Raw genomic sequence first — 24,501 nt, forward strand, 5'->3', positions numbered from 1 at the left:
GTGAAAGCCTTTTTGGTTTTTATTATACTTGAATAACTCCTAAGTTAAACGGTTTTTCGATAGGAGCGTGGTTTGCAGCTTCAATACCCATAGAGATCCACTTACGCGTATCTAATGGATCAATGATAGCATCTGTCCATAGACGAGCTGCTGCGTAATAAGGCGAAACTTGGTTATCGTATTTCGCTTTAATTTTATTGAATAATTCTTCTTCTTGTTCTTTAGTTAGTTCTTCCCCTTTTGCTTTAAGAGACGAAGCTTCTATTTGTAGTAATACTTTAGCTGCCTGAGCACCACCCATTACAGCAAGCTCAGCACTAGGCCATGCAAAGATAAGACGTGGATCATAGGCTTTACCACACATCGCATAGTTACCTGCTCCATACGAGTTTCCTACTACTACAGTGAATTTAGGCACTACAGAGTTAGACACAGCATTAACCATCTTCGCACCATCCTTAATAATACCACCGTGCTCAGACTTAGATCCTACCATAAAACCTGTTACATCTTGTAAGAATACTAATGGTATTTTCTTTTGATTACAGTTAGCGATAAAACGAGTAGCTTTATCCGCAGAGTCAGAGTATATCACTCCTCCGAATTGCATTTCGCCTTTTTTAGTCTTTACTACTTTACGTTGGTTCGCTACGATACCTACAGCCCATCCATCGATACGAGCATATCCTGTGATGATTGATTGTCCATACCCTTCTTTGTACTCTTCAAATTCTGAGTTATCTACTAGACGTTTGATAATCTCCATCATGTCGTACTGTTCATTACGAGCTTTTGGTAAGATACCGTAGATGTCTTCTTGAGCTAAAGCAGGTTTGACAGCTTTGATACGATTGTACCCCGCTTTGTCAAAGTCCCCTATTTTATCAATGATATTTTTGATTGTGTCAAGGGCATCTTTGTCATCTTTAGCTTTATAATCCGTTACACCTGATATCTCACAGTGCGTAGTTGCTCCCCCTAATGTTTCGTTGTCAATGCTCTCACCGATAGCTGCTTTTACTAAATAACTACCTGCTAAGAAGATACTACCTGTCTTGTCTACGATAAGTGCTTCATCACTCATAATAGGAAGATAAGCACCACCAGCTACACAGCTACCCATTACAGCCGCTATCTGTGTAATACCCATGCTACTCATGACAGCATTGTTTCTGAATATACGTCCGAAGTGTTCTTTATCAGGGAAGATTTCGTCCTGTAGTGGTAGATAAACACCTGCACTATCTACTAAGTAGATGATAGGAAGTTTATTTTCTATTGCTATTTCTTGAGCTCTTAGATTCTTTTTTCCTGTGATCGGGAACCACGCACCTGCCTTTACAGTAGCGTCATTTGCTACTACGATACATTGTTTTCCTTTTACATAACCTATCTTAACAACTACACCACCAGAAGGACACCCTCCATGCTCTTCATACATACCATCTCCTGCGAAGGCACCGATCTCTATACTATTAGCTTTGTCGTCTAATAGGTAGTCGATACGTTCGCGTGCAGTCATTTTGCCTTGTTCGTGTAGTTTAGCTATTCTTTTTTCGCCACCACCTTGTTTTACTTTTACTAATTTTCTTTTTAAATCAGAAAGCAAAAGCTTATTGTGGTCTTCGTTTTTATTGAAGTTTATATCCATAGTTTGTTGGGTTGATTCACTGTTGTCTGTGGTTTAGTACAGGTTATATTTAGAGAGTAAATAGTGTACTAATCCTTGATCGTTTTCGCTAAAATACAAAATATACTAGAATTTTGGCTACCCAAAAATAAGGAGATGAAGTTTTTAAAGTCCTGTATATTTTCTTTTGTTCATATTATTAGCATTTATAGTGAAAGTTGTTGAAGTAAAAAGAGGCATAAGTTTAGGAGTATAGTTAGAAAACGTGTATAATTTATCGATTTATAAAAGTGTGGTAAAGTATATTCATTACTAACTCATGACGATAGTATGAAGGATATAAAACACTGTGATAACAAAGGTTAGATACTTAGGATATAATCATATTGCCTTTTAAAATTAAATACTAGAAATGGTGAATATTAAAATAAAGTAGAAGAAATACTTGATAAATTGTAATTAATAGGTATGATTGTTGTTACCAAATATGAATATGAGCTAGAAAGAGTATTTTTATTACATAACATTAAATTAATATTGGGAAATAGGTTTATATTTGTAATTCAATCAGTTATGTTTTTAATATAAAGTAGGAGTATTAATAAAGTCGTAAAAATTAACGTTAAGGAAACATTGAGCTAACTTAAAAGAGTTACTTTTGCGCCCGATTATTATCATTTATAAGATGTCATTAAACAATATTTTTCAGTTTTTAGTGCCAAAGGATAAAGTGTTTTATCCATTATTTGAAAAGGCAGCAGGTAAGATTAAGAAACTATCAGAAACTTTAAATGAGGCAGTAAATGCTCCAGCAAAAGAGAGAGAGAAGTTATTAAAAGATGTAGAAGTATTAAAACAAGAAATTGAGGCTATCGCACAAACTACGCGTATGGAGCTTGGAAAAAACTTCATCACACCTTTTGACCGTGAGGATATCCACAATTTGATTACTGCTGTAGATGATATTGCAGACAATTTATCAGATGCTGCATCTCGTATGAGACTGTATCAAATAGATAAAGTAACTAAACCTTTGCGCAAATTAACTGAGGCAAATTTAGAGGCTTGTAGTGAAGTAGCAAAAGGGCTTTTAATCTTAAAAGACAATAAGAACTTTGCGACCTTGTCAGAGATTAGTAAGAATATTTCTCGTTTAGAGCGCAAAGCAGATAAAGTATTCGATAAAGCAGTTGCTGATATTTTTGAGAACGAAAGTAATGCAATCGAAATTATTAAATATAAAGAGGTAATGTCTGCATTAGAGACTGCTACGGATAGCTGTAGAGATGTAGCTAATGTACTAGAGACGATCACAGTAAAATACGCTTAATTAATCAGAAACATTATTTATGGATTTTTTCTTAGGAATGTTTACTAATCAAGCTGGTATTATGCTGATGATTATCATCGTATTGGCATTAGGCTTTGATTATATTAACGGTTTTCACGATGCGGCGAACTCTATTGCTACTATTGTGACAACAAAGGTGTTGACACCATTCCAAGCCGTATTATGGGCAGCTGCATTTAACTTTGCTGCTTATTTTATCTCTCTCTATATCATCGGGGAATTTAAAATTGGTAATACGATAGCGAAGTCAGTGAATGAGAACTTTATTAGTTTAGAAGTTATATTTGCTGGATTAGTAGCCGCTATTATTTGGAATTTATTGACTTGGAAGTTAGGTATTCCTTCTTCTTCTTCACATACTTTAATTGGAGGATTTATCGGTGCAGCAGTAGCTCATGCAGGTGGTTTTGCTCCTGGAGGAGAGGATGTTATTGTGTATTCAAAAGTGATTCCAATCTTCTTATTTATCTTCGGAGCTCCGTTTTTAGGTATGATATTAGCTTATTTTATAACTGTAGCTATTATGTGGATTTGTAGAAATGGAAACTCTCATAAATGTGATACATGGTTTAAGCGTTTACAGTTAGTATCTTCAGCATTGTTTTCTTTAGGACATGGTGGTAACGATGCTCAGAAAGTAATGGGTATTATCGGTGCGGCTGTTATCTTCTATCATGTTAATATTGATATGGATGAAGCATATTTAATAGATGGAGTAGATACATTTAAAGTATTCGTAGAACATTGGTGGTGGGTTCCACTAGCCTCATTCATATTCATTGGATTAGGTACTTTATCAGGTGGATGGAAGATCGTGAAAACGATGGGATCTAAAATTACTAAAGTAACTCCATTAGAGGGTGTTGCGGCTGAGACTGCAGGTGCTGTTGCGTTATATGTGACTGAGCATTTAGGTATTCCAGTATCGACTACACATACGATCACAGGTTCTATCATCGGGGTAGGAGTTACTAAACGTATCTCTGCTGTTAGATGGGGAGTGACTATTAATCTATTATGGGCTTGGGTATTGACTATACCTGTATCGGCTATTATAGCAATGGTAGTTTATTATTTGATCACATTCTTTATGTAAGCATATAGTTTAAAAGATATATAGAGTGGTACAGCGATGTGCCACTTTTTTTTATTTGGTGATACAGTCTGCTTTAATAGAATAAAAAAAGGAGCTATTAGCTCCTTCTTTTATTCTTCATCTTTTTGTCCCATCATCATTAGATATGCTTTTAAGAAGTTGTCAATCTCTCCATTCATTACAGAATCTACATCAGTAGTTTCGAATTGTGTGCGGACATCTTTGACTAGTTTATACGGATGCATTACGTAGTTACGTATTTGCGATCCCCATTCTATTTTCTTCTTATTCGCTTCTATTTCATCACGCATTGCTTGTTTCTTCTTCAGCTCTATTTCGTATAATTGAGACTTTAAAAGTTGCATAGCCTTGGTCTTATTATCTAATTGGGAACGCGTTTCAGAGTTTTCAATAATAATACCAGTAGGGTGGTGACGTAATCGTACCGCTGTCTCTACTTTATTAACGTTCTGTCCACCTGCACCACTAGATCGCATAGTCTCCCAAGAGATATCTGAAGGGCTAATTTCGATTTCGATAGTATCATCTGCTAGCGGATAAACATAAACAGATACGAATGAGGTATGACGTTTAGCATTACTGTCAAATGGTGAGATACGTACTAAACGGTGAACTCCGTTTTCGCCTTTTAAGTATCCGAAGGCAAACTCTCCATCGAACTCTAAGGTTACTGTTTTTACACCAGCAACTTCTCCTTCTTGGTAGTTTAACTCTTTTACATTAACGCCGTTCTTCTCTCCCCACATGATGTACATACGCATCAGCATAGCTGCCCAATCGCAACTCTCTGTACCTCCTGCACCTGCTGTAATCTGTAGTACAGCACTCATATTATCTCCTTCGTCAGAAAGCATGTTCTTAAACTCTAATTCTTCTATGATCTGAAGAGTTTTTTCATACTGTTCTACTACTTCTTCTTCTGTGTATTCACCCTCTGCATAGAATTCTAAAAGGATCTTTAATTCTTCTAAATTAGACATAGCAGATTCATAGCCCTCAACCCATTTCTTTTTGGATTTAAGCGCTTTAACGATAATTTCTGCTTCCTTAGGATTATTCCAAAAGTCAGGAGCAAAAGTTTTTTCTTCCTCGTTTGTTATTTCGATAAGCTTCTTATCGATGTCAAAGATACCTCCTTAACGCACCAAGGCGATCAATAATATCCTTCTGTTGTTCTGTGGTTACCATAATTTTTAATACTTTTATAGCACAAAAATACTTATTCCTATCAATTTATGGAAATTAATTTAATCAGTGATACAATCACTAAGCCTACACCTGAAATGTTGAATTACATGATGAAAGCAAGGGTAGGAGATGATGTTTACAAGCAAGATGGAAGTACTAATGAATTAGAAATTGCTGTAGCTGAGTTGTTTGGGATGGAAGCAGCCCTTTTTTTTCCTTCAGGAACAATGGCAAATCAAGTGGCGATAAAGTTACATACACAACCTGGAGATCACTTAATTTGTGATAAAAGTTCACATATAAGCATGTTTGAAGGAGGAGGAATAGCGGTACACAGTGGTGTGAGTTGCGCTTTAATAGAAGGAGATAGAGGACGTATTACAGCAGAACAAGTCTTAGAAAATTATAATGATCCCAATAATGTTCACTTACCAATAACTAAATTAGTGTGTATAGAAAATACAACTAATCTTGGCGGAGGAGCATGTTATGAGTTAAGTGAGATAGAGCGCACTCGAGAGGTGTGTAATGAAAAAGGATTAAAGATGCACTTAGATGGAGCGAGATTGTGGAATGCATTGGTAGCTAAATCACAACATCCAAGTCAGTTCGGTGCTATGTTTAATACGATATCAGTATGTTTTTCTAAGGGCTTAGGTGCTCCTGTAGGTTCTGTTTTGTTAGGATCAAAAGAAGATATTAAGAAAGCTATTCGCCTTAGAAAATTAATGGGAGGAGGAATGCGTCAAATAGGTTATTTAACTTCAGCTGCTTTATTCGCTTTAAAAAATAATGTAGGCCGCCTGCAAAGAGATCATTTTAGAGCGAAGCAAATAGAGATGGTTTTAAATAAGAAAATATGGGTTAAGGAGGTTTTGCCTGTTCAAACTAATATCGTCGTTTTTAGACTGCAAGAAATAGCTCAAAACAGAGTCTTTATAGATAAGTTGAAACAAAAGAATATATCTATCAGTGATATGGGAGGTGGATGGCTTCGTATGGTGACACACTTAGACTACCGTGAAGTAATGCATGAGTATGTAATAGAAGCTCTAACTAAGCTAGAATTGTAGAGGGTGAATTAAGATAGTGTAAATCGTTTATTTAGTAATATTTATGTTTTTAGATCAAGTAAATTGATTTACCTTTGTTTAGAATTAAATTAAATAATGGAAAAATTAAAACAACGTTGGGGAATTACATCAAATTGGCAAATGGGTGTAATTTTATTAGTTTTTGCAATTACAGGTTCAACTGCAGCTTATATATCAAAACCTATTTTAACTAGTATAGGATTAGATCGAGCTACAACTAACCCGTTTATATATTGGGTTCTGTATATTGTGTTAATTCTACCTGTTTATAAAGTTATTTTGATTTGTGTGGGTACTATATTTGGACAGCATCGTTTTTTTTGGAATTTCGTGATGAAAATGCTGAGAAGAATGGGGTTTGGTTCTCTTGTACCAAAAGATAAGTAAGAAGTTTACCAATTATTATATTTATAAAAAAGCTGAAAGTGTTTTTGATACTTTCAGCTTTTTTTGTTCTATTTAATTCTTGTGAATGATAAAGATACAAGGTCTTTTGTGTAAGTCTTCTTTTGTGTTTTTCCATTGAGCGGCTGGTTTAGTCTGGATAAACTCAGTCTCTAATGTGATATCGCAAGCCACACAGATGAGGGTGTTGGGATTTAATATCTGAACCATATCTTGTAACAGTTGATTGTTTCTATATGGAGTTTCTATAAATAATTGCGATTGGTTTTTCTCTTGAGAAGTCCTTTCTAAAGCTTTAAGAGTACTCTTTTTATCACTTTTATCTATTGGTAGATATCCGTTGAAAGCAAAGCTCTGCCCGTTCATTCCAGAAGCCATAACGGATAGAAGGATAGAAGAGGGACCCACTAACGGAGTTACTTTAATATTTCTTTTATGAGCTAGATCTACGATAACTGCACCAGGATCAGCGACACCAGGACAACCTGCTTCACTCATTACTCCAACGCTCTTTCCTTCTAATAAAGGTTTGATGTATTCTTTGTATTCGCTTATTTCAGTGTGTTTGTTTAAAGGAAATAGAATAAGCTCTGATTGTTTTTTTTCAGGGCAGATACTTTTAATAAAACGCCTTGCTGTTTTTTCATTTTCAACAATGAATATGTCAAGCATTTCTATAGCGCGTTTCACGGTTTGTGGCAAAACGTCCATAGGATTTGTAGTGTCTCCTAGAGTGATAGGGATTAGGTATAGTGTACCTGTAGGTATATTATTTGTCATTTGTCAAATTTCTCTCAAATAGGGTACAAAGGTAAAGATAAAGTATAGTACAAAAAAGAAAAGGAAGAAAATGACTTTCTTCCTTTTGCTTACATATATCTAAGATTTTAAATCTTTGGCTATTACATTACAAACTTCATCTAAAAGATGAAAGACATGTTCGAAACCATCATCTCCTCCAAAATATGGATCAGGTACTTGTAGGTTTTGGCCAGGTGTGTTTTCATTAAGAATTAACTTTACTTTATTTTTGGCTTCTTGATTAGGTGCTAACTTAATTACATTTTCGTAATTAGATTTATCCATCACATAGATGCGATCAAAGTTAGTAAAGTCACTTACTTTAAACTGTCTTGCTCGCTGTGTAGTTAAATCAATATTGTATTTTTTAGCAACAGCTATTGATCGTTTGTCTGGTTGACTACCTATGTGCCAATCTCCAGTACCAGCTGAATCAACAAAAAAACTTTCTGTAGAAAGCTTTGATTGTAATATCCCTTCTGCTAAAGGCGAACGGCAAATATTGCCTAAACAAACCATCAATACTTTTGTCATTACATACTGAATTTAATATTTATATCATCGTGGAATTTTTTAAATTCCTTATCCGTTTCTAATAAATTATCCACAGTTTTGCAAGCGTGTAATACTGTAGCGTGATCTCTATCTCCTATCTGTGAACCGATAGAAGCTAAAGAAGCTTTAGTATATTTTTTAGCAAAGAACATAGCTAGTTGTCTAGCTTGTACAATATTCCTTTTTCTTGTCTTAGAACGTAGTGTTTCTGTATCCATTTGGAAATAATCAGAAACAATTTTTTGAATATAATCGATAGAGATTTCTCTCTTCACACTCTTCACAAATTTCTCAACAACTTGTCTTGCTAAGTCAATTGTTACTTCACGTTTATTAAATGAAGATTGAGCGATTAATGAAATGATAGCTCCTTCTAGTTCTCTAATATTAGAGTTTACATTTTTAGCTACGTATTCGATTATCTCTTTTGGCATATCTACTCCATCGCGGAATAATATTCCCTCAACAATTTTTACTCTTGTTTCAAAATCTGGGTGTGATATCTCAGCGGATAATCCCCATTTAAAACGAGATAAAAGACGTTGTTCAATATCTTGGATATCGACTGGTGCTTTATCAGAAGTAAGAATTACTTGTTTGCCATTTTGGTGTAAATGGTTGAAAATGTGGAAAAACACATCCTGTGTTCCTGATTTACCTGATAAGAATTGAATATCATCGACAATAAGTACATCTATTAATTGATAGAAATAGATAAAGTCATTACGTGTATTCTTACGTACAGAGTCAATATACTGTTGAGTAAAGACTTCAGCAGAAATGTACAATACAGTTTTTTCTGGATAAAGATCTTTAATTTCAACACCAATAGCATGTGCTAAGTGAGTCTTTCCTAATCCAACTCCTCCAAAGATAAGAAGAGGGTTAAATGAAGTACCACCTGGTTTATTCGCTACCGCCATACCAGCAGAACGTGCCAATCTATTTGAATCACCTTCCAAGAAATTATCAAAAGAATAATTTGAATTTAACTGAGATTCGATTTTTACGTTTCTGATTCCAGGAATTACAAAAGGATTTTTTAATTCTGGGTTTTTGTTCTGAATAGGTACATCTAGCTCTTGAGGCTTTACTGGGCCTCTCTGTGTACTAGGTAATTGTTCTGTATAAGGTTGTTTGTTTCCAGAAGGAGTTTCCATCTGAATCTTATACAATAACTTTGCTTCAGCTCCTAACTGTTTTGTTAGGGCTACTTTTAGGATTTTTACATAGTGTTCTTCCAACCACTCGTAAAAAAACTTACTAGGCACCTGAATATAAAGAGCATTCTCTGTAAGCTCAATAGCCTTAATAGGCATGAACCATGTCTTGAATGCTTGTTCTTGGATGTTATCCTTTATGAATTCAAGACAATTATTCCATACAGATTCTGCTGTCTTAATTGTATTATCGTGCATTTTAGGTTAGAATTATAAAAACAGTTACTACTTTTGAGGGATTTTCAAGGGGAGAAAATGACCTCTTATTTCAGTGGCAAATATGTGAACAATTTTTGGGATAAAAAAACCTTTTTGTCATTGCAAAGTATAAAATAATTTGTTAAGTATAAGAAAAAAAATAACTCACAAGTTTATTAGAAAGAATATGAAATATTTTGATTACAAGGTTCGTGTACGTTACGCGGAGACAGATAAAATGGGTGTTGTATATCATGGAAACTATGCGCAATACTTTGAAATAGGGAGAGTTGAGTGGTTGAGAAACTTAGGGATATCGTATAAGAAAATGGAAGAACTAGGTGTTATGTTACCTGTGGTGTCTCTGACGATGAATTATAAGAAATCTGCTTTTTATGATGATGATTTAACTATACGCACTATTTTTAAAAAGCTTAGTTCTGTGAAGATAGAATTTGATTATGAACTATATAATGAAAAAGGTGATTTATTGACAACAGGTAATTCTATTTTAGTGTTTGTTAATATGGAAACAGGAAGACCAATGGCTGCTCCAGATTATGTTGTTAATAAAATTAATACGATACAAGAATAGTGTTGATTATTTAGTAGTTTAAAACAGATTAAACTATCTCTTTTTTTCTTTTTATATGTTTTAAAAGGCAAAAAGATAAAATTAGGTACACTAATACTTAAAACAAATATTTATATTTACACAAAAGATTATAAATTATGAAACCAGTATATTGGCTGATGAGCCTAGGTACACTTTTATCAATAGGAACATATGCGCAAGAATCAAAGTTATTAGATGGTCGTGTACGTCTATATGATGGGAATGTAGTGCCTGTTACTATTGAGAATAAGAGAAGTAAGGAAATGACTAAAGCTGATGGGCGAGGGTATTTTATCATGGATGCAGCAGTAGGGGATACTATTCGTTTTTCTGATAAGAAGTTAGCTTCTGTTAATTATATTATTGGCAAAGAAGATTTGAATGCTAGTAGATTTAATGTACTAATGACTAAAAAAGGGCAGTCCTTAGATGAGATTATCATTGTTCGCAAAGATTTTGGTGATGACTTCTTTGAAGGTGTTCCTAATAAGAATCTAACAGCTGCAGAGAAAAGATATAAAAAGAACAATACTGTTTTTTCTTCAACATCGAACTATGGAATGGGAATTAGTTTAGATGCCCTGGTTAATATGTTATCTGGTCAAAAGAAGAAAGATAAACAGGCTATTCTTTATGAAAAATTAGATATTAAAGTACAGCAGTTTTTAGAGGATTACACTAGAGAAGAATTATTAGAGGATTTTAAAATACCTCAAGAGCGTTTGGAAGCATTTCTTTATTACGTAGTTGCACAACCAAGTTTTGAAAAAATAAAGGTAGAGCGAACAGAAGGTTTTAAACTTTATTTAGCTCAAGAATATATTGACTTTTTAGGGTTTATGGAGTTAGAAGAATAATGTTTTTATTGTAGTATAAAATCTTATTATTATAAGGAAAAACTGAGTGATAGTGCGCTATTATTCAGTTTTTTTATTGGTTTTAAGGATAAAGTTAGAGATATCAAATAAAACATTTTTGCTATAAGCTTTACGCCCTTGAAAGACAAATAACCATTTTTTCCATTGTGGCCATTGGGAATCTAGTTGATAATTAAAAGCTTTAGAATTAAGTAAATTATGTGTGCTTTTGGGGTACACTTTGAGTTTGGTATCCTTGTTATTTCTCAATGCAGTGTTTTGTCTATACAGGTCAGCATTGCTTTCAGCATCTACGGTTAGATCTTCACTTCCCCATAAAGCTAGTAATGGTCCTTGCATATTTTGTAGATCAATTGATGAATCTGCCTTGAAATTTCTTGCTATAAATGATAATCTATCAATATCAATTTCAGAACTTTTGATTAGACACTTATTAAAGTCAGAATATAGTTGTTGATCTGCATTAGTAGTAGAATCTACCTTATGTTTTATATTTTCATATTCAAGACCTTCGAGCTCTAGTTTTTTCTGGTTAAAATAATTACTTTGATCTTCCCAATTAACTGCACCACCTATAATAACGGAAAAAGCGGGATTGTTCATAATTGCTGCTTTAGGAATAACCCAACCACCTTGTGAAAAACCTAAATAACCTATTCTATCAGAGGAGATTCCTTTCTCATTAACTAAATAATCAAAGGCGTCTTTTGCTTCTATAGCTCTATCTGTAATAGATTGGTGAAGCCAGTTTCCTTTACTTTTTTCAACTCCTTTTTTATCCCATGTAAACACGGCAATTCCCTGATCTACTAAATGATGAATTAGTGGCAAATAAGTGGAGTTAGAAGTTTTATTCTGTGGACCATCTCCGTGAATAAATATTGCAACAGGAGCAGTTTTGAAAAACTCTTTTTTAGGAAGATATAAAGTTGCAGACAATTCTTCTCCTTGTGAAATAAAGACTACTTTCTTTTGTTGAATCGTTGTATCATCAAAATCTTGACTTCCTAAAAAGAAAAAATAAAGAAAAATAATGAGAAAGGTAGTAAAGATTGTCGCAAGTATTTTCCAACGCATAGTTATATTTTTAATCAAAAATAAGCTCATACGTAGATAAAAAAGCAATATATTTGACTCAATAGTGTTTTTTTAGCGCTGAAACTACAAAAAGGAGAATGAGCTAGTTGTATCTAATATAGATTATGGAGAGAATATCAAGAATAAAGCTAGTAAGCCTCATCTGTTTCTTCGAGAACTTTTACTTCATAAAATGGAACAAAAGCAGCAAGAGCTTGTTCATATTCATTTTTGCGTATAGAGAGTTCTATTTCACAACTCATTTCCATTTTTTGATTTAGAATGTTTAAGTCTTTTTCTTTGATGACACGCATGACATTATTCATGTCTTTGTATTCAAAGCGAACTTTAAACTTCTTGTCAATTGTTTTCTCTATAATATCTGCTTCTTCCATGGCCATCTGAGCTGCCGCACGATAAGCAGTGATAAGTCCGCCTACGCCCAGTTTGATTCCACCGAAATAACGCACCACTACGATCAGAATATCTGTGACCTCATACGATTGTATTTGACCATAAATAGGAGCGCCAGCAGTATTACTAGGTTCTCCATCATCATTAGCACGATAGTATACCTGTTCTGCTCCAAGCTGAAAAGCATAGCACCAGTGACGCGCATTATAATGCTCTTTCTTGATGCGATCGATAATTTCTTTTACTTCTTCTTCTCGTTGAATAGGAAAAGCATAGCCAAAAAACTTACTATTCTTTTCTTTATACAATACTTCTTCTGTCGGTTTACTTATTGTCTTATATGAATCTAATGTTTCTGCCATTATTTGCGATATACTATTCTTAATTCGTTGTCTAAAATACGATGTTTTACTACTTTATCAAATCTTGAAAGGTGAGGAGCTGGGATACCTTCAATTATTGGTGTATCTCCAATAAAGATTCTTGCCTCATCCCATAACCCTACATCAATAAAATGCTGAAGTGTATGCGAGCCTCCTTCTACAACCACAGACATGATCTGATGTCTGTATAAAATATCGAGAATCTGAGGTACCAGAGGTTGATCAAAATCTGCATATTCATAGGTAAGATTACTACTAGAGTGAGTGTCTTTATTAGCTGTGATACAAATCGTTTTAGTACTATTATCTTTAATGCTAAAGGAGTTGTCTATTTTGTCAACTCTATCTATGAATACACGGATAGGACTTTTGCCGTACCAATCTCTTGTAGAAAGAGAAGGATTGTCACTAAGTACTGTCTGTGTACCTACTAAGAAAGCCATTTCTTCACTTCTCCATTGATGTACTAATTGTTTCGAATAGGCATTCGATATCCAGAAAGGTCTATTAGTAGTTCTTTGTATAGGAGCAATAAAGTGATCTATAGATTCAGCCCATTTTAGGATAATATAAGGGCGTCTTTGATTGTGAAATGTAAAAAAGCGCTTGTTACTATCTTGGCATTCTTTTTCTAGCACCCCTACTATTACTTCTATTCCTGCATCACGCATTTTTTGAATACCTCTCCCGCATACTTTTGCAAAGGGATCTACAGTACCGATAACCACCTTAGGTATCTTTTTTTCGATCACCAAGTCACAGCATGGAGGAGTCTTACCGAAGTGACTACACGGTTCTAGACTGACGTATAAAGTACTTTCTTTAAGGAGCTCTTGATTCTGAACAGATGCTATTGCATTAGGCTCAGCATGAGGACCTCCATAAGGAGATGTGAAGCCTTCTCCGATAATTCTATTGTTGTGTACAACAACAGCTCCTACAGAAGGATTAGGCATAGCAGCATAAGTTCCTTGTAGTGCTAACTGAATACAGCGAGAAATATATAATTCGTGTCTTTCCAAAATTGATAATAATGTATCTTTGAACAAAATTAAACTAAAACATTTGTTTTTAAAGAATACTATGCAGATAAAGTACTACCAATCCTGTTTTAAAGAGAGTTTAACTCCTATTTATGATGCTGTGGAAGCGGAGCAATTATTTTTGATTGCTTTAGAAGAAATAGAGGGGAAGACTAGAATTGATCTAGTTATGAATCCAACAATGCAGACAGATAAGGTAGCAGTATGGGAATCTGTATTAGAAGAATTAAAACAAGAAAAGCCAATTCAATATATTTTTGGACAAGCCTATTTTTACGGATTGACCTTTAAGGTAAATGAATTTACTCTTATTCCGAGAGCAGAGACAGAAGAATTAGTAGAATGGATAATAAATAGCGTCAATTCATCTAAACCTGTTAGAATATTAGACATTGGAACAGGGAGTGGCTGTATAGGGATAACACTAGCAAATGAATTACCTCTTGCTAGAGTTACTTTAATGGATGTTTCTGATAAGGCTTTAGAAGTAGCAAAACAGAATGCAGTAAGTAATGGAGTGGCTGTAGAAACGGTTTTACAAGATGTATTACAACTTGAAAAGTTGAAGGGTAAGTATGATATTATAGTGTCTAATCCTCCTTATGTACGCAACTTAGAAAAAGTTGAAATAAAAAAGAATGTATTAGATTATGAGCCTCATCTAGCTCTATTCGTCGAAGATAATGATCCTCTGATATTCTATAAAAAAATAGCTCATCTAGCCAATAACAACTTACAAACAGGAGGTATGTTATTCTATGAGATTAACCAATACTTAGGAGAGGAAACTAAAACATTGTTTGAATCACTTGATTTCACAGCTGTAGAGTTAAGAAAAGATATGGTAGGGAATGATAGAATGATTAAAGCTATTAAACTATAAGTGAGTAAAGGAGTACTATTATAAATACTAAATATTTTCTTGCTGTATATAGCCGAATAATTGCTGTATTTATGGAGTATTGTACGCAATTCTGATGAGATTATAACTAAGCAATAATAAGATTCTGTAGAGCATGATATATGAATGAGTAAAGGCTATCGATATGATAGCCTTTATTTGTTATAACTAGATTAATGAGCGTGTCCACCGCCTCCTTCGTTTTTGATCAAGTGACTTTGGATATAATAAGCACCAGATAACACTATTTGACTGTCTTTAGGAATATCTTGTAAGATTGATATTTGTGAATATCCTAATTCTGATACTCCTGTTTTTACTTCTATTCTTTGGAAGTGATATGACATACCACTCTCTTCTTTATGAGCTTCTTCTAGGATGAAAATAAACTCACGTCCATCTGCTTTTACAATCGCGTCATTAGGCAGAGCATCTACTGTTTTTTCTCCGATGTGTACTAATGCATTTACATAGAGTCCAGGTATCAGAGTCTCAGGTACATTGTCAATATTAGCATGTACGATTACGGTTTTAGTACCAGGTTCAAAAGATTTATTGATACTAAAAATAGTAGCAGTTACCTCTGAATTATTGATATTAGTAAAGTTAAAAGAGACCTTTTGTCCTATTTTGATAAAAGGCATGTCTTTTTCATACACTAATAAATCTAAGTGAATTCTAGAGTTATCTACAATAGTAAATAGAGACTGCCCCGCCATAACATTAGTACCTATTTTGACTGGTATAGTAGCTATATTACCTGATATTGGAGATACTATTCTCAACGATTTAGAAATAGACCCAGGAGCTGTATTAACTAAGCTTAGTCTATTGCTTAAAGATTGGTATCTCGCGCGTTCTATATTTAAGTCTGATTTAGTCTTCTGATATGTCTTTTCAGAGTTGACATTCTCTGCTCTTAAAGTTTGCTGACGTTTATACTCTAGCTCTAAATATTCTAATGTGTTTTTAGAAACGAGGTATTCCTCTTGTAGCTGAATATATTCAGGACTATCTATAGTAGCTATAGTTTGTCCTTTTTTTACATAGTCTCCTAGATTCACATTGATATTTGTGATTGTACCACTTAAAAAAGAAGATACATCAGCCTGACTTTGCGCAGGAAGCTCAGTATTACCATTTACTCTAATGACATCACTTAAGTTTTTTTGCTGTATTTGTCCAAGCTGAATGTTAGAAGCAGTGTATTGAGCTTGGTTGAGCTCTACCTCTTTATTAGCAGATTCTTCTTTCGCTTCTGTTTTTGTAGTACTCTCTGTTTTTTCGTTTTCGTGATCATGACCAGAATGGTCTTCTTCAGTATTCTTACAACTAAAGAATAGAATACTTGTAGCTATTGATAAAAATATAATCGACTTTTTCATTTCTCTGATATTATTGGTTTACTAAATAATGTAGGGTATTGTGACTTAGGTTATACTGTAGAATAGCATCTAAGTAATTCATCTGAATCGCTAGTGCTGTTTCTACGGATTGAATGTATTCTACATAAGAGATATCCCCATTATTATAAGATTTCTTAGCGTGGTCTTTGATAAGAGCAGCGTTCTTTAAAGCATTTTCTTGATAGTAATCGATCACTTTCTCTTGTGCTTTGATAATGTCAAATTGTTGCTGGACATTTTCTTCTAACTGTTTGTGCAGGTATTCTTTTTGCACTGTAGCTTGTTGTATTTCATACTTCATCGCTTTTACCTTAGCGTTTTGACTACCAAAGAAGATAGGTATAGAAATCCCAATTGTATAACTCGGTACACGCAATTCTTTACCATAAGTGACAGGTAGTCCATTACTCCCTATTACAGTTCCTGAATCAGATTTTATATTATAACCTAATGAGAAGTCAGGTAAGAAGTTTGCCTTCTCTAGTTTTCTATTTGCTTCTATTGTTTCGATCTCTTTTTCTGCTAGCTGAATAGTGTTGTTTAAACTTAAATCGAAGTCAACGTCCGCCTCGTGTTTGTCATATACAATATCAGTGTTCATAGGGATGAAATCTTCCTCTAGGTTTAATAGAGCTTTAAGTTTAGAAGTTTCGTTGTCTATCCCTGTTTTATTTTGTGTGATAAGTACTCTTAACTCTTGTTCTTTAGCAGAAGCTACATTACTTTCCATTAGTGTTGTTTCACCTGTTTCATAACGAAGCTTAGCTGATCTAGAAAAATCCTTTAATAAGTCTGCTTGTTCTTTGAGTAATACTTCTTTTGAAAGTGCATATAATAAGTTTTCCCAAGCTTGTCTTACTGCATACTCCGTAACATTAATAGTTCCTTGCTGTTGGATAACAGCTGTCTCGTAAGCCTTATTTAGAACAGACTTTTTCTTTCCATAGGTGAATGGAGAGAAAGATTGAGAAATAGACAAAGTAATGTCTTTTTTCTCTTTAGTGTCTAAATACCCAAAACCTGTTGAGATATCTGTTTTAGCTAGGTCAAAGTACGTTCCTATCATTTGCTTTTGAGCAATTGTATTATACTCTGCCGCTTTTATTCCTTTATTATTTGCTACGCTTAGTTCTAAAGCCTCTTGTAATGTAAGTTTTTTGACTTCTTGTGCTTGTGTACCTATCCCTATTAGTAATAATAGAGTAGAAGCTACTATGGTTTTATTTTTTTTGCCTATTCCCAATCCTTTTTCTTCATAGTAATAGATAATAGGCAAGACGATTAACGTTAAGATAGTTGCAGAGATTAACCCTCCGATAACTACTGTAGCTAGGGGTTTTTGTACTTCTGCTCCAGCACTAGTGCTCAGTGCCATTGGTAAGAAACCTAGAGAAGCTACAGCTGCTGTAAGTAATACAGGGCGTAGACGTATTTTAGTTCCTTCTATTATTCTTTCATATAAATCCATACCTTCTTTTTTAAGTGAGTTAAACTGACCGATTAGTACGATACCATTTAATACAGCGACTCCGAAAAGTGCGATAAATCCAACTCCTGCTGAGATACTAAATGGCATATCTCTAAGCCATAATGCAGCTACTCCACCAATAGCAGAAAGAGGAATAGCAGTAAAGATCATCAAGGACTGTTTTACTGATTTAAAAGTAAAGTATAACAACACAAATATTAATGCTAGAGCTACTGGTACAGCTACCATTAATCGGTTTGTTGCTTCCACTAAGTTTTCAAATTGTCCTCCATAAGTGATAAAGTATCCATCAGGCATATCTAGTTTTTTATCTAAGATGGCTTGAATGTCATTTACCACACTTTTTACATCTCGTTCACGAACATTAAATCCTAATACAATACGTCTTTTTCCATCTTCTCTACTGATCTGCTGAGGACCGTCTTCAAAGTCGATATTAGCGATTTGTCCTAATGGAATCTGTTGCCCATTCGCTAATGGGATAAACATATTTCTTAGGTTTTCAATATCTTGTCTAGAATTGCTTTCTAAGCGTACGACTAGGTCAAATCTCTTTTCTCCTTCATAAACTACTCCTGCGGTTTCTCCTGCAAAACCAGCTCTTACGACTTGACTGATTTCAGATATGCTAAGTCCATATAACGCAAGTTTATCTTGATTATATTTAATAGATATCTGTGGCAATCCACTTACTCTTTCTAGTTTAGTACTAGCTACACCAGGTACACCTGAGATTAGACCACTTATCTCGTCTCCTATACTCGCTAGGCGATCTAGATCATCTCCAAACACTTTAATCGCTACATCACTTCTTACTCCGGTCATTAGTTCGTTAAAACGCATTTGGATAGGTTGAGAGAACTCTGTCGTTACTCCTGGTATTTCTTCTAGCGCTTCTTCCATTAGAGAAATAAGTTCCTCTTTGGTTTTAGCTGATGTCCATTCTTTTTTCTCTTTTAAAATAATAATCATATCGGCAGCTTCCATAGGCATTGGGTCTGTAGGAATCTCAGCACTCCCTATTTTTGAAATCACCATTTTTACCTCAGGGAAGCGCTCCATTAGAATCTGTTCTGCCTTAGTCGTAGTTTCTATTTCTTGAGATAATGAACTACCAGATGAAATGATAATATGTGTAGCTAAATCTCCTTCGTCTAGAGTAGGAATAAACTCTCCTCCCATACGACCGAAGACAAATAAAGCAATGGCAAATAATCCAAATGCAATAGCTAGAACAATTCTTTTTATTTTAAAAGCACCTTCTAATAGAGGTTTATACCAACTGTATAGTTTGTCTATAATCTTATCACTAAAGTTCGGTTTTTCTTTTCCTGCTTTCTTTGATAAGAATAACGAAGAGGCCATAGGTACATAAGTAAGCGATAAGATAAATGCTCCTAGAATAGCAAATGACACCGTCATGGCCATAGGGCCAAACATTTTTCCTTCAATACCTGTTAGTGCTAAAATAGGTAAGTACACAATCAAGATAATAATTTCACCGAATGAAGCACTTGTTCTTATTTTAGACGAAGCAGTATATACTTCATTGTTCATTTCGTCTTGGGTGAGCACTCTATTTTTTCCAGCGTGGAGTCGATGTACGATGGCTTCTACAATAATAACTGCACCATCGACTATTAATCCGAAATCAATCGCTCCTAAACTCATTAAGTTACCACTTACTCCGAATAACTTCATCATAGAGATAGCAAATAATAAAGCCAATGGAATAACAGAAGCTACGATTAGCCCTGCTCTCCAGTTTCCTAAAAGCAATACTAGTACAAATACGACAATCAGAGCTCCTTCGATAAGGTTTGTTTGTATTGTGCTAACTGTCTTATCTATTAATTTAGTTCTATCTATAAAAGGTTCTATTGCTACCCCTTCAGGTAGTGTTTTTTCTATTTGAGTGATTCTTTCTTTTACCGCTTTGACCACTTCTTGTGTATTGGCATCTTTGAGCATCATCACCATACCACTCACATCTTCACCTTTTCCGTCTTTAGTCACAGCTCCATATCGAATACTGCTCCCGATGCGTACTTCTGCAACATCGCGGATAAGTACAGGAGTACCATTATTATTTTTAACTACGATGCGTTCGATGTCTTCTATGCTTTTCACCATACCTACACTTCGGATGAAGTAAGCATAAGGTTTTTTGTCTATGTAAGCACCTCCCGTATTCTCGTTATTGGCTTCAAGTGCGTTAAATATTTCAAGAATAGAGGTATTCATGCTATTTAGCAAGTCTGGTTTTACCGCTATTTCGTATTGTTTTAATTGACCTCCTAGAGTATTTACTTCAGCTACACCTTTTACACCTACCAGTTGTGGTTTGATAATCCAGTCTTGTATAGTACGCAGATCCATACTATTATAGTTGTTTTCATAGCCTTCTTTAGGATATACCACATATTGATATATTTCACCTAGTCCTGTACTCACAGGAGCTAGTTCTGGTGTTCCTACTCCTTTAGGAATTACTTCTTCAGCTGTTTTTAATTTTTCAGATATTTGATTACGAGCCCAGTATATATCTGTGTCTTCTGTAAATACTACAGTGATCACACTTAGTCCAAACCTACTGATAGAGCGAAGTTCTGTTATATTAGGAATAGGCTTTACAGCCTGCTCGATAGGATAGGTTATGAATTGTTCCACTTCTTGTGTTGCTAGTGTAGGAGAACTAGTGATAATTTGAACTTGATTATTGGTTATATCAGGTTGAGTATCCATAGGCAAATTCATCACAGAATAAGTGCCAAGAGTGATTAACCCTAAAACAAATAGTCCCACGATAAACTTGTTACGGATACTAAAATGTATGATTTTATCTAACATGATAGTATTAGTATTAAATGTAAATAAGTGTGTTTGACTTCTATTAACGAAAGGTTAGAGAAGTTAAGTCTATGAAGTAATTATGCCACTATCTTAGGTGGTTGCCAGATAGGGTATTCCATCTTAATCACAGAATCTTTGTGATTAATAGGATCTTTGTGATTGTCTTTTGACGGTAGAAGCTCTATTACATCTATCACTTCTGCAAGGGTTAAAGACACTGCACAGCAAGAACAGCTACACAGAGGCGAACATGCATCGTGATCTATGTCTAGATCAGTTTGTGCAACTGAAGTTAAATGAATAGACTCCGTATTCTGAGACATAGGTACAGCAGCATAACTATCCGCACATGGATAGAAACTTATCGCTAAGAATATTAGCGATAGGAATAAGTTTAATATGCTTTTGAACTGTTTCATAAGACAAATATAGTAGAAAGAGATGAAATGATAAAACATAAGCTATGTCTTTGCAACAGTGTTGCATAGCTTAATGTGGTAGTGGTAGATTAGTAAGACTATTTTTTTATAGTACAACAGCCTTTGTTTTATAAGAATGGCTTGTGTTATTCAGACTTATATTTGTTATATTTTCTTCAGTATTAGGTTTTTAACATAAGTTTTTAAGTGTTTCATTTTCAATTAAGTAAATTAGTATGAACTTAAAAAAATATAATTATGAATACACAGATAAAATCAAGTATTAAAACAATTAACCCAACTACAGGAAAAGAAGAAAAAGTATATCCTGTTATGTCATCTGAAGAAATAGATAAGATCTTAGCTAAAGCGGATAAGACCTTTCTAACATGGGGCAAAACAACGATAAAAGAAAGAGCAGCTATTATTCATAAAGTAGCGGAAACTTTCAGAGCACGTAAGGAAGAATTAGGAGCTTTAATCACTCGTGAGATGGGTAAACTACACAGTGAAGGGATAGGAGAAGTATTATTATGTGCAGACATTTTTGACTTCTATGCTACTAATGCAGAAACCTTATTAGCAGATGAAAAGATAAACACTCCACACGGAGAAGCATTTATCAGTAAAGAACCTATAGGGACTATTCTTAGTGTACAGCCATGGAACTTCCCATTCTACCAGATTACTCGTTCTGCTGCTCCTAATCTTATGGCAGGAAATACGATGGTGTTAAAACACGCTTCTAATATCCCTCAGTGTGCAGAGATTATGGAAGTGATCTTTAAAGAATGTGGTCTGCCTGATGGAGTATATACTAATTTATTTGTACCAGGAGCATCTATAGAAGCAATTATCGGTGATCCTAGAGTGAAAGCTGTAGCATTTACAGGAAGTGAGCCTGCAGGATCAAGTGTAGCAGCAGCAGTAGGTAAACATATTAAGAAAACGACATTAGAGTTAGGCGGTAGTGATGCTTTTGTAGTACTAGATGATGCAGATCTTAAGAAAGCAATTAAGGGTGCTGTAGAAGGTCGACTATGGAATGCAGGTCAAGTATGTGTATCGCCTAAACGTCTTATAGTAGATAAGAAATTAGCGAAAGCATTTATTGAGGGAGTGACAGAACAAGTGAAAAAAGTGAAAGTAGGGGATCCTATGTCAGCTGATACTCAGTTAGCACCTCTAAGCAGTGAAAAGGCTAGAGAAGATGTATTAAAACAAGTAAAGAAAGCTGTAGAACAAGGCGCTAAGTTAGTCTATGGTGGGAATAAACTAGACAGAGAAGGATGGTTTATGGAACCAACTATTCTAACAGGTATCAAGAAAGGTATGGATGCTTATAGCGAAGAGATATTCGGCCCTGTATTTATGATTTATGAAGTAGAGAATGAGGCAGAGGCTATCGCATTAGCTAATGATACAGATTATGGATTAGGTGGTAGTGTGTTCACAGAGAATAAAGAAAGAGGAGTGAAGGTCGCTCGTCAGATTGCTACCGGAATGGTGTATATCAACCATGTGACAGGTATCTCACCTGAACTACCTTTCGGTGGTACGAAGAAGTCAGGGTATGGTAGAGAACAAGCGAAATACGGTATCCATGAATTCGTCAATGAGAAATTGATCAGAGTAACTGATATAGATAAAGCTTATTAGTAGTAATAAGTACTTTTAATTGTTTAAGTGGAGGGTGTTCTTTATAGAACATCCTCTTTTTATTGGTTAATAAATTTATACCATCAAAGAACATGGTATTTTAAAAGAATATATCCTCTGCTAAATACTGTGTATAATTACTAGTGTGATGTTTCGTTTCACTCAACATGACATACTGTGTGGTTAGTTAATCCACTCACTATGTCTTTCTGAGCGTAGCGAAGAATCCCATTATATTAGTTCTGTATAATTAATTAAATTATTGTTGAACGGCATTGATTTTGTGCATGCTACTTGAAAAAAGTATTATGTATAAAGATTATAATGAAAATAGCCCTAATGGATATCATACTTATTATGTGTATATCTTGACAAATAAGTATAGAACTACATTTTACATAGGAGTTACTAATAATCTTACACGCCGTATAGATGAGCATATCCAATCTGTTAGAACTAAAAAACAAAATTTTACAGCTAGGTATAAGCTTACAGATTTAGTCTATTTTGAAAAGTATACTTGGATATTGAATGCTATTGCTCGTGAAAAGGAATTAAAGGGATGGAAGAGAGAAAGAAAGCTAAATTTAATAAGGTCAGTTAATCCTTTGTTTACTACATTGCTTCTTTAATTTATTAGCTATATTCTTCTTAATATTGCTAAGAATGCTATTTTGAACGCTTTTTTTGGGAGCAAGTTTTATACTTTAGGAGAGATATTTTACAGTCAAACATTTAACTGTAATAGTATTTTACTATGTTATTCATTGAAGTTCTGTATGTTAGACGCAAAGTATTGCGTCTCTACAGGATATTGATTGCATATATATTACCTCTAAATAGAAAATGGTTTATGTAATTAAAATATTTTGCTATTTCAATAATGTATCGTAATATTGCGATGTATTAAATGGACAGATTATGGGAATTACAAAAGCAGAATTGTTTAGCGAGAAAAAGAATCGGTTAGCGAGTATGTTTAAAGTACTAGCGCATCCAGCCAGATTAGCTATTCTTCAGTACATCATTAATCAGAAAGCCTGTATCTGTAATGACTTAGTAGAAGAATTAGGTCTTGCACAAGCAACCATATCTCAACATCTGAAAGAGTTAAAAAACAGTGGTCTTATTAAGGGAAGTATAGAAGGGAAGTCTGTCTGTTATTGTATAGATGATGCTGTATGGAATGAATTTGCTCAAGAATTTGGATTATTCTTTGCACAATCTATTCAAAATAACGAATGCTGTTAAGGCATTTTTTTAAACTAACGTATCGTAATATTACGATGTAATAATAAGTATTAAAATTTAGAAATATGAAATTATCAGAAGTAAAAAAAGTGTTAGCAACCATGCAAGACGTAGTATTTAAATTAGAAGACGGTAATAGTGTGCCCTCGCATTTTCATATTACAGAAGTAGGTCAGATTGATAAAAAATTTATTGACTGTGGAGGTACTATTCGACATGAACAGAAAGTAAGTTTCCAGTTGTGGTTAGCTGAGGATTATGATCACCAACTGAAAGCAGAGAAATTATTGCATATAATAGAGTTGTCAGAGCGTTTGTTATCTATCGTTGATGCTGAAGTAGAAGTAGAATACCAGCAGTCGACTATAGGTAAATATAATCTTGGTTTTGATACAACTAATAAGCACTTTGTATTACAAAATACCTTGACAGCGTGTTTAGCAGAAGATGCATGTGGTATACCTGTATCTAAACCTAAAGTAGCTCTGTCTTCTTTAAAAGCAGAATCTTGTTGTTCACCTAATAGCGATTGTTGTTCGGATGAGAAATAAAA

22 protein-coding genes are annotated in these 24,501 nt (G+C 34.3%); 11 read left to right on the top strand and 11 right to left on the bottom strand.

Annotated features, from left to right (window positions below; genetic code table 11):
• Positions 1-22: 22 nt before the first annotated feature.
• Entirely contained in the window at positions 23-1,651 is a 1,629-nt protein-coding gene (locus HX049_RS06580; RefSeq protein ID WP_286414951.1) for an acyl-CoA carboxylase subunit beta, read from the bottom strand.
• A 664-nt stretch (positions 1,652-2,315) separates the two neighbouring features.
• Between HX049_RS06580 and HX049_RS06585 the strand changes: the two genes are divergently transcribed.
• Together HX049_RS06585 and HX049_RS06590 are read left to right on the top strand one after the other, a co-directional pair.
• Complete coding sequence (locus HX049_RS06585; RefSeq protein ID WP_286415073.1) at positions 2,316-2,960, top strand: DUF47 domain-containing protein; 645 nt, start codon at positions 2,316-2,318, stop codon at positions 2,958-2,960.
• Positions 2,961-2,979: 19 nt separating this feature from the next.
• Positions 2,980-4,077, top strand: a complete 1,098-nt coding sequence (locus tag HX049_RS06590; RefSeq protein ID WP_286414954.1) for an inorganic phosphate transporter — start codon at positions 2,980-2,982, stop codon at positions 4,075-4,077.
• Between the two features lie 110 nt (positions 4,078-4,187).
• On the opposite strand, the gene prfB is transcribed toward HX049_RS06590, so the two are convergent.
• A protein-coding gene (prfB, locus tag HX049_RS06595; protein ID WP_286414957.1) for a peptide chain release factor 2 occupies positions 4,188-5,286 on the bottom strand; the annotation gives its coding sequence in 2 pieces (ribosomal slippage) (positions 4,188-5,222 and positions 5,224-5,286; 1,098 coding nt in all).
• A gap of 47 nt (positions 5,287-5,333) precedes the next feature.
• On the opposite strand from prfB, the gene HX049_RS06600 reads away from it, so the two are divergent.
• Both HX049_RS06600 and HX049_RS06605 read left to right on the top strand, forming a co-directional pair.
• Positions 5,334-6,359, top strand: a complete 1,026-nt coding sequence (locus HX049_RS06600) for a threonine aldolase family protein (protein ID WP_286414960.1) — start codon at positions 5,334-5,336, stop codon at positions 6,357-6,359.
• Between the two features lie 96 nt (positions 6,360-6,455).
• Positions 6,456-6,767 (top strand): DUF6787 family protein, encoded by a 312-nt coding sequence (locus HX049_RS06605; RefSeq protein WP_006258589.1) that lies wholly within the window; start codon positions 6,456-6,458, stop codon positions 6,765-6,767.
• A gap of 72 nt (positions 6,768-6,839) precedes the next feature.
• On the opposite strand, the gene HX049_RS06610 is transcribed toward HX049_RS06605, so the two are convergent.
• The 3 genes from HX049_RS06610 to dnaA form a co-directional block, all read right to left on the bottom strand.
• Positions 6,840-7,565, bottom strand: a complete 726-nt coding sequence (locus HX049_RS06610; RefSeq protein ID WP_286414962.1) for an SAM-dependent methyltransferase — start codon at positions 7,563-7,565, stop codon at positions 6,840-6,842.
• Positions 7,566-7,664: 99 nt separating this feature from the next.
• A complete protein-coding gene (locus HX049_RS06615; protein WP_286414964.1) occupies positions 7,665-8,120 on the bottom strand; it encodes a low molecular weight protein-tyrosine-phosphatase in 456 nt (151 codons plus the stop codon).
• Entirely contained in the window at positions 8,120-9,559 is a 1,440-nt protein-coding gene (gene dnaA / locus HX049_RS06620) for a chromosomal replication initiator protein DnaA (protein ID WP_006258586.1), read from the bottom strand. The genes HX049_RS06615 and dnaA overlap by 1 nt, the downstream gene beginning before the upstream one ends.
• Positions 9,560-9,746: 187 nt before the next feature.
• Here dnaA and HX049_RS06625 point away from each other — a divergent pair, with 187 nt between their 5' ends.
• Together HX049_RS06625 and HX049_RS06630 are read left to right on the top strand one after the other, a co-directional pair.
• Complete coding sequence (locus tag HX049_RS06625; RefSeq protein ID WP_286414965.1) at positions 9,747-10,154, top strand: acyl-CoA thioesterase; 408 nt, start codon at positions 9,747-9,749, stop codon at positions 10,152-10,154.
• A 137-nt stretch (positions 10,155-10,291) separates the two neighbouring features.
• The gene (locus HX049_RS06630; RefSeq protein ID WP_286414967.1) at positions 10,292-11,032 is read left to right on the top strand and encodes a hypothetical protein; all 741 of its coding nucleotides are present in this window, start codon (positions 10,292-10,294) and stop codon (positions 11,030-11,032) included.
• 60 nt (positions 11,033-11,092) lie between these two features.
• Here the strand turns inward: HX049_RS06630 and HX049_RS06635 are convergent, their stop codons facing one another.
• The 3 genes from HX049_RS06635 to ribD all read right to left on the bottom strand — a co-directional run bounded on the left by HX049_RS06635 (position 11,093) and on the right by ribD (position 13,976).
• Positions 11,093-12,130 carry an alpha/beta hydrolase family protein gene (locus tag HX049_RS06635; protein ID WP_286414969.1) on the bottom strand — a complete coding sequence of 346 codons (1,038 nt, stop codon included), beginning with the start codon at positions 12,128-12,130 and terminating at the stop codon, positions 11,093-11,095.
• 149 nt (positions 12,131-12,279) lie between these two features.
• Positions 12,280-12,906 carry an IMPACT family protein gene (locus HX049_RS06640; protein WP_286414971.1) on the bottom strand — a complete coding sequence of 209 codons (627 nt, stop codon included), beginning with the start codon at positions 12,904-12,906 and terminating at the stop codon, positions 12,280-12,282.
• On the bottom strand, positions 12,906-13,976 hold the full coding sequence (ribD, locus tag HX049_RS06645) for a bifunctional diaminohydroxyphosphoribosylaminopyrimidine deaminase/5-amino-6-(5-phosphoribosylamino)uracil reductase RibD (protein ID WP_286414973.1): 1,071 nt from the start codon (positions 13,974-13,976) through the stop codon (positions 12,906-12,908). The genes HX049_RS06640 and ribD overlap by 1 nt, the downstream gene beginning before the upstream one ends.
• Positions 13,977-14,010: 34 nt before the next feature.
• On the opposite strand from ribD, the gene prmC reads away from it, so the two are divergent.
• On the top strand, positions 14,011-14,853 hold the full coding sequence (prmC, locus tag HX049_RS06650; protein ID WP_286414976.1) for a peptide chain release factor N(5)-glutamine methyltransferase: 843 nt from the start codon (positions 14,011-14,013) through the stop codon (positions 14,851-14,853).
• Between the two features lie 191 nt (positions 14,854-15,044).
• On the opposite strand, the gene HX049_RS06655 is transcribed toward prmC, so the two are convergent.
• The 3 genes from HX049_RS06655 to HX049_RS06665 all read right to left on the bottom strand — a co-directional run bounded on the left by HX049_RS06655 (position 15,045) and on the right by HX049_RS06665 (position 21,038).
• Positions 15,045-16,256 (bottom strand): efflux RND transporter periplasmic adaptor subunit, encoded by a 1,212-nt coding sequence (locus HX049_RS06655; protein ID WP_286414978.1) that lies wholly within the window; start codon positions 16,254-16,256, stop codon positions 15,045-15,047.
• A gap of 10 nt (positions 16,257-16,266) precedes the next feature.
• Positions 16,267-20,616, bottom strand: a complete 4,350-nt coding sequence (locus tag HX049_RS06660) for a CusA/CzcA family heavy metal efflux RND transporter (protein WP_286414979.1) — start codon at positions 20,614-20,616, stop codon at positions 16,267-16,269.
• Between the two features lie 80 nt (positions 20,617-20,696).
• Positions 20,697-21,038 (bottom strand): DUF6660 family protein, encoded by a 342-nt coding sequence (locus HX049_RS06665; RefSeq protein ID WP_286414981.1) that lies wholly within the window; start codon positions 21,036-21,038, stop codon positions 20,697-20,699.
• 258 nt (positions 21,039-21,296) lie between these two features.
• Here HX049_RS06665 and HX049_RS06670 point away from each other — a divergent pair, with 258 nt between their 5' ends.
• The 4 genes from HX049_RS06670 to HX049_RS06685 all read left to right on the top strand — a co-directional run bounded on the left by HX049_RS06670 (position 21,297) and on the right by HX049_RS06685 (position 24,499).
• Positions 21,297-22,697, top strand: coding sequence for an NAD-dependent succinate-semialdehyde dehydrogenase (locus HX049_RS06670; RefSeq protein ID WP_286414982.1), 1,401 nt, complete (start codon positions 21,297-21,299; stop codon positions 22,695-22,697).
• A 308-nt stretch (positions 22,698-23,005) separates the two neighbouring features.
• On the top strand, positions 23,006-23,329 hold the full coding sequence (locus HX049_RS06675; RefSeq protein ID WP_286414983.1) for a GIY-YIG nuclease family protein: 324 nt from the start codon (positions 23,006-23,008) through the stop codon (positions 23,327-23,329).
• Positions 23,330-23,618: 289 nt separating this feature from the next.
• Positions 23,619-23,948 (top strand): ArsR/SmtB family transcription factor, encoded by a 330-nt coding sequence (locus tag HX049_RS06680; RefSeq protein ID WP_286414984.1) that lies wholly within the window; start codon positions 23,619-23,621, stop codon positions 23,946-23,948.
• Positions 23,949-24,013: 65 nt separating this feature from the next.
• The gene (locus HX049_RS06685) at positions 24,014-24,499 is read left to right on the top strand and encodes a DUF6428 family protein (RefSeq protein ID WP_286414986.1); all 486 of its coding nucleotides are present in this window, start codon (positions 24,014-24,016) and stop codon (positions 24,497-24,499) included.
• Positions 24,500-24,501: the final 2 nt, after the last annotated feature.

This window comes from Myroides odoratimimus, assembly GCF_030326305.1.
In the GTDB taxonomy this organism is placed as follows: domain Bacteria; phylum Bacteroidota; class Bacteroidia; order Flavobacteriales; family Flavobacteriaceae; genus Flavobacterium; species Flavobacterium odoratimimum_A.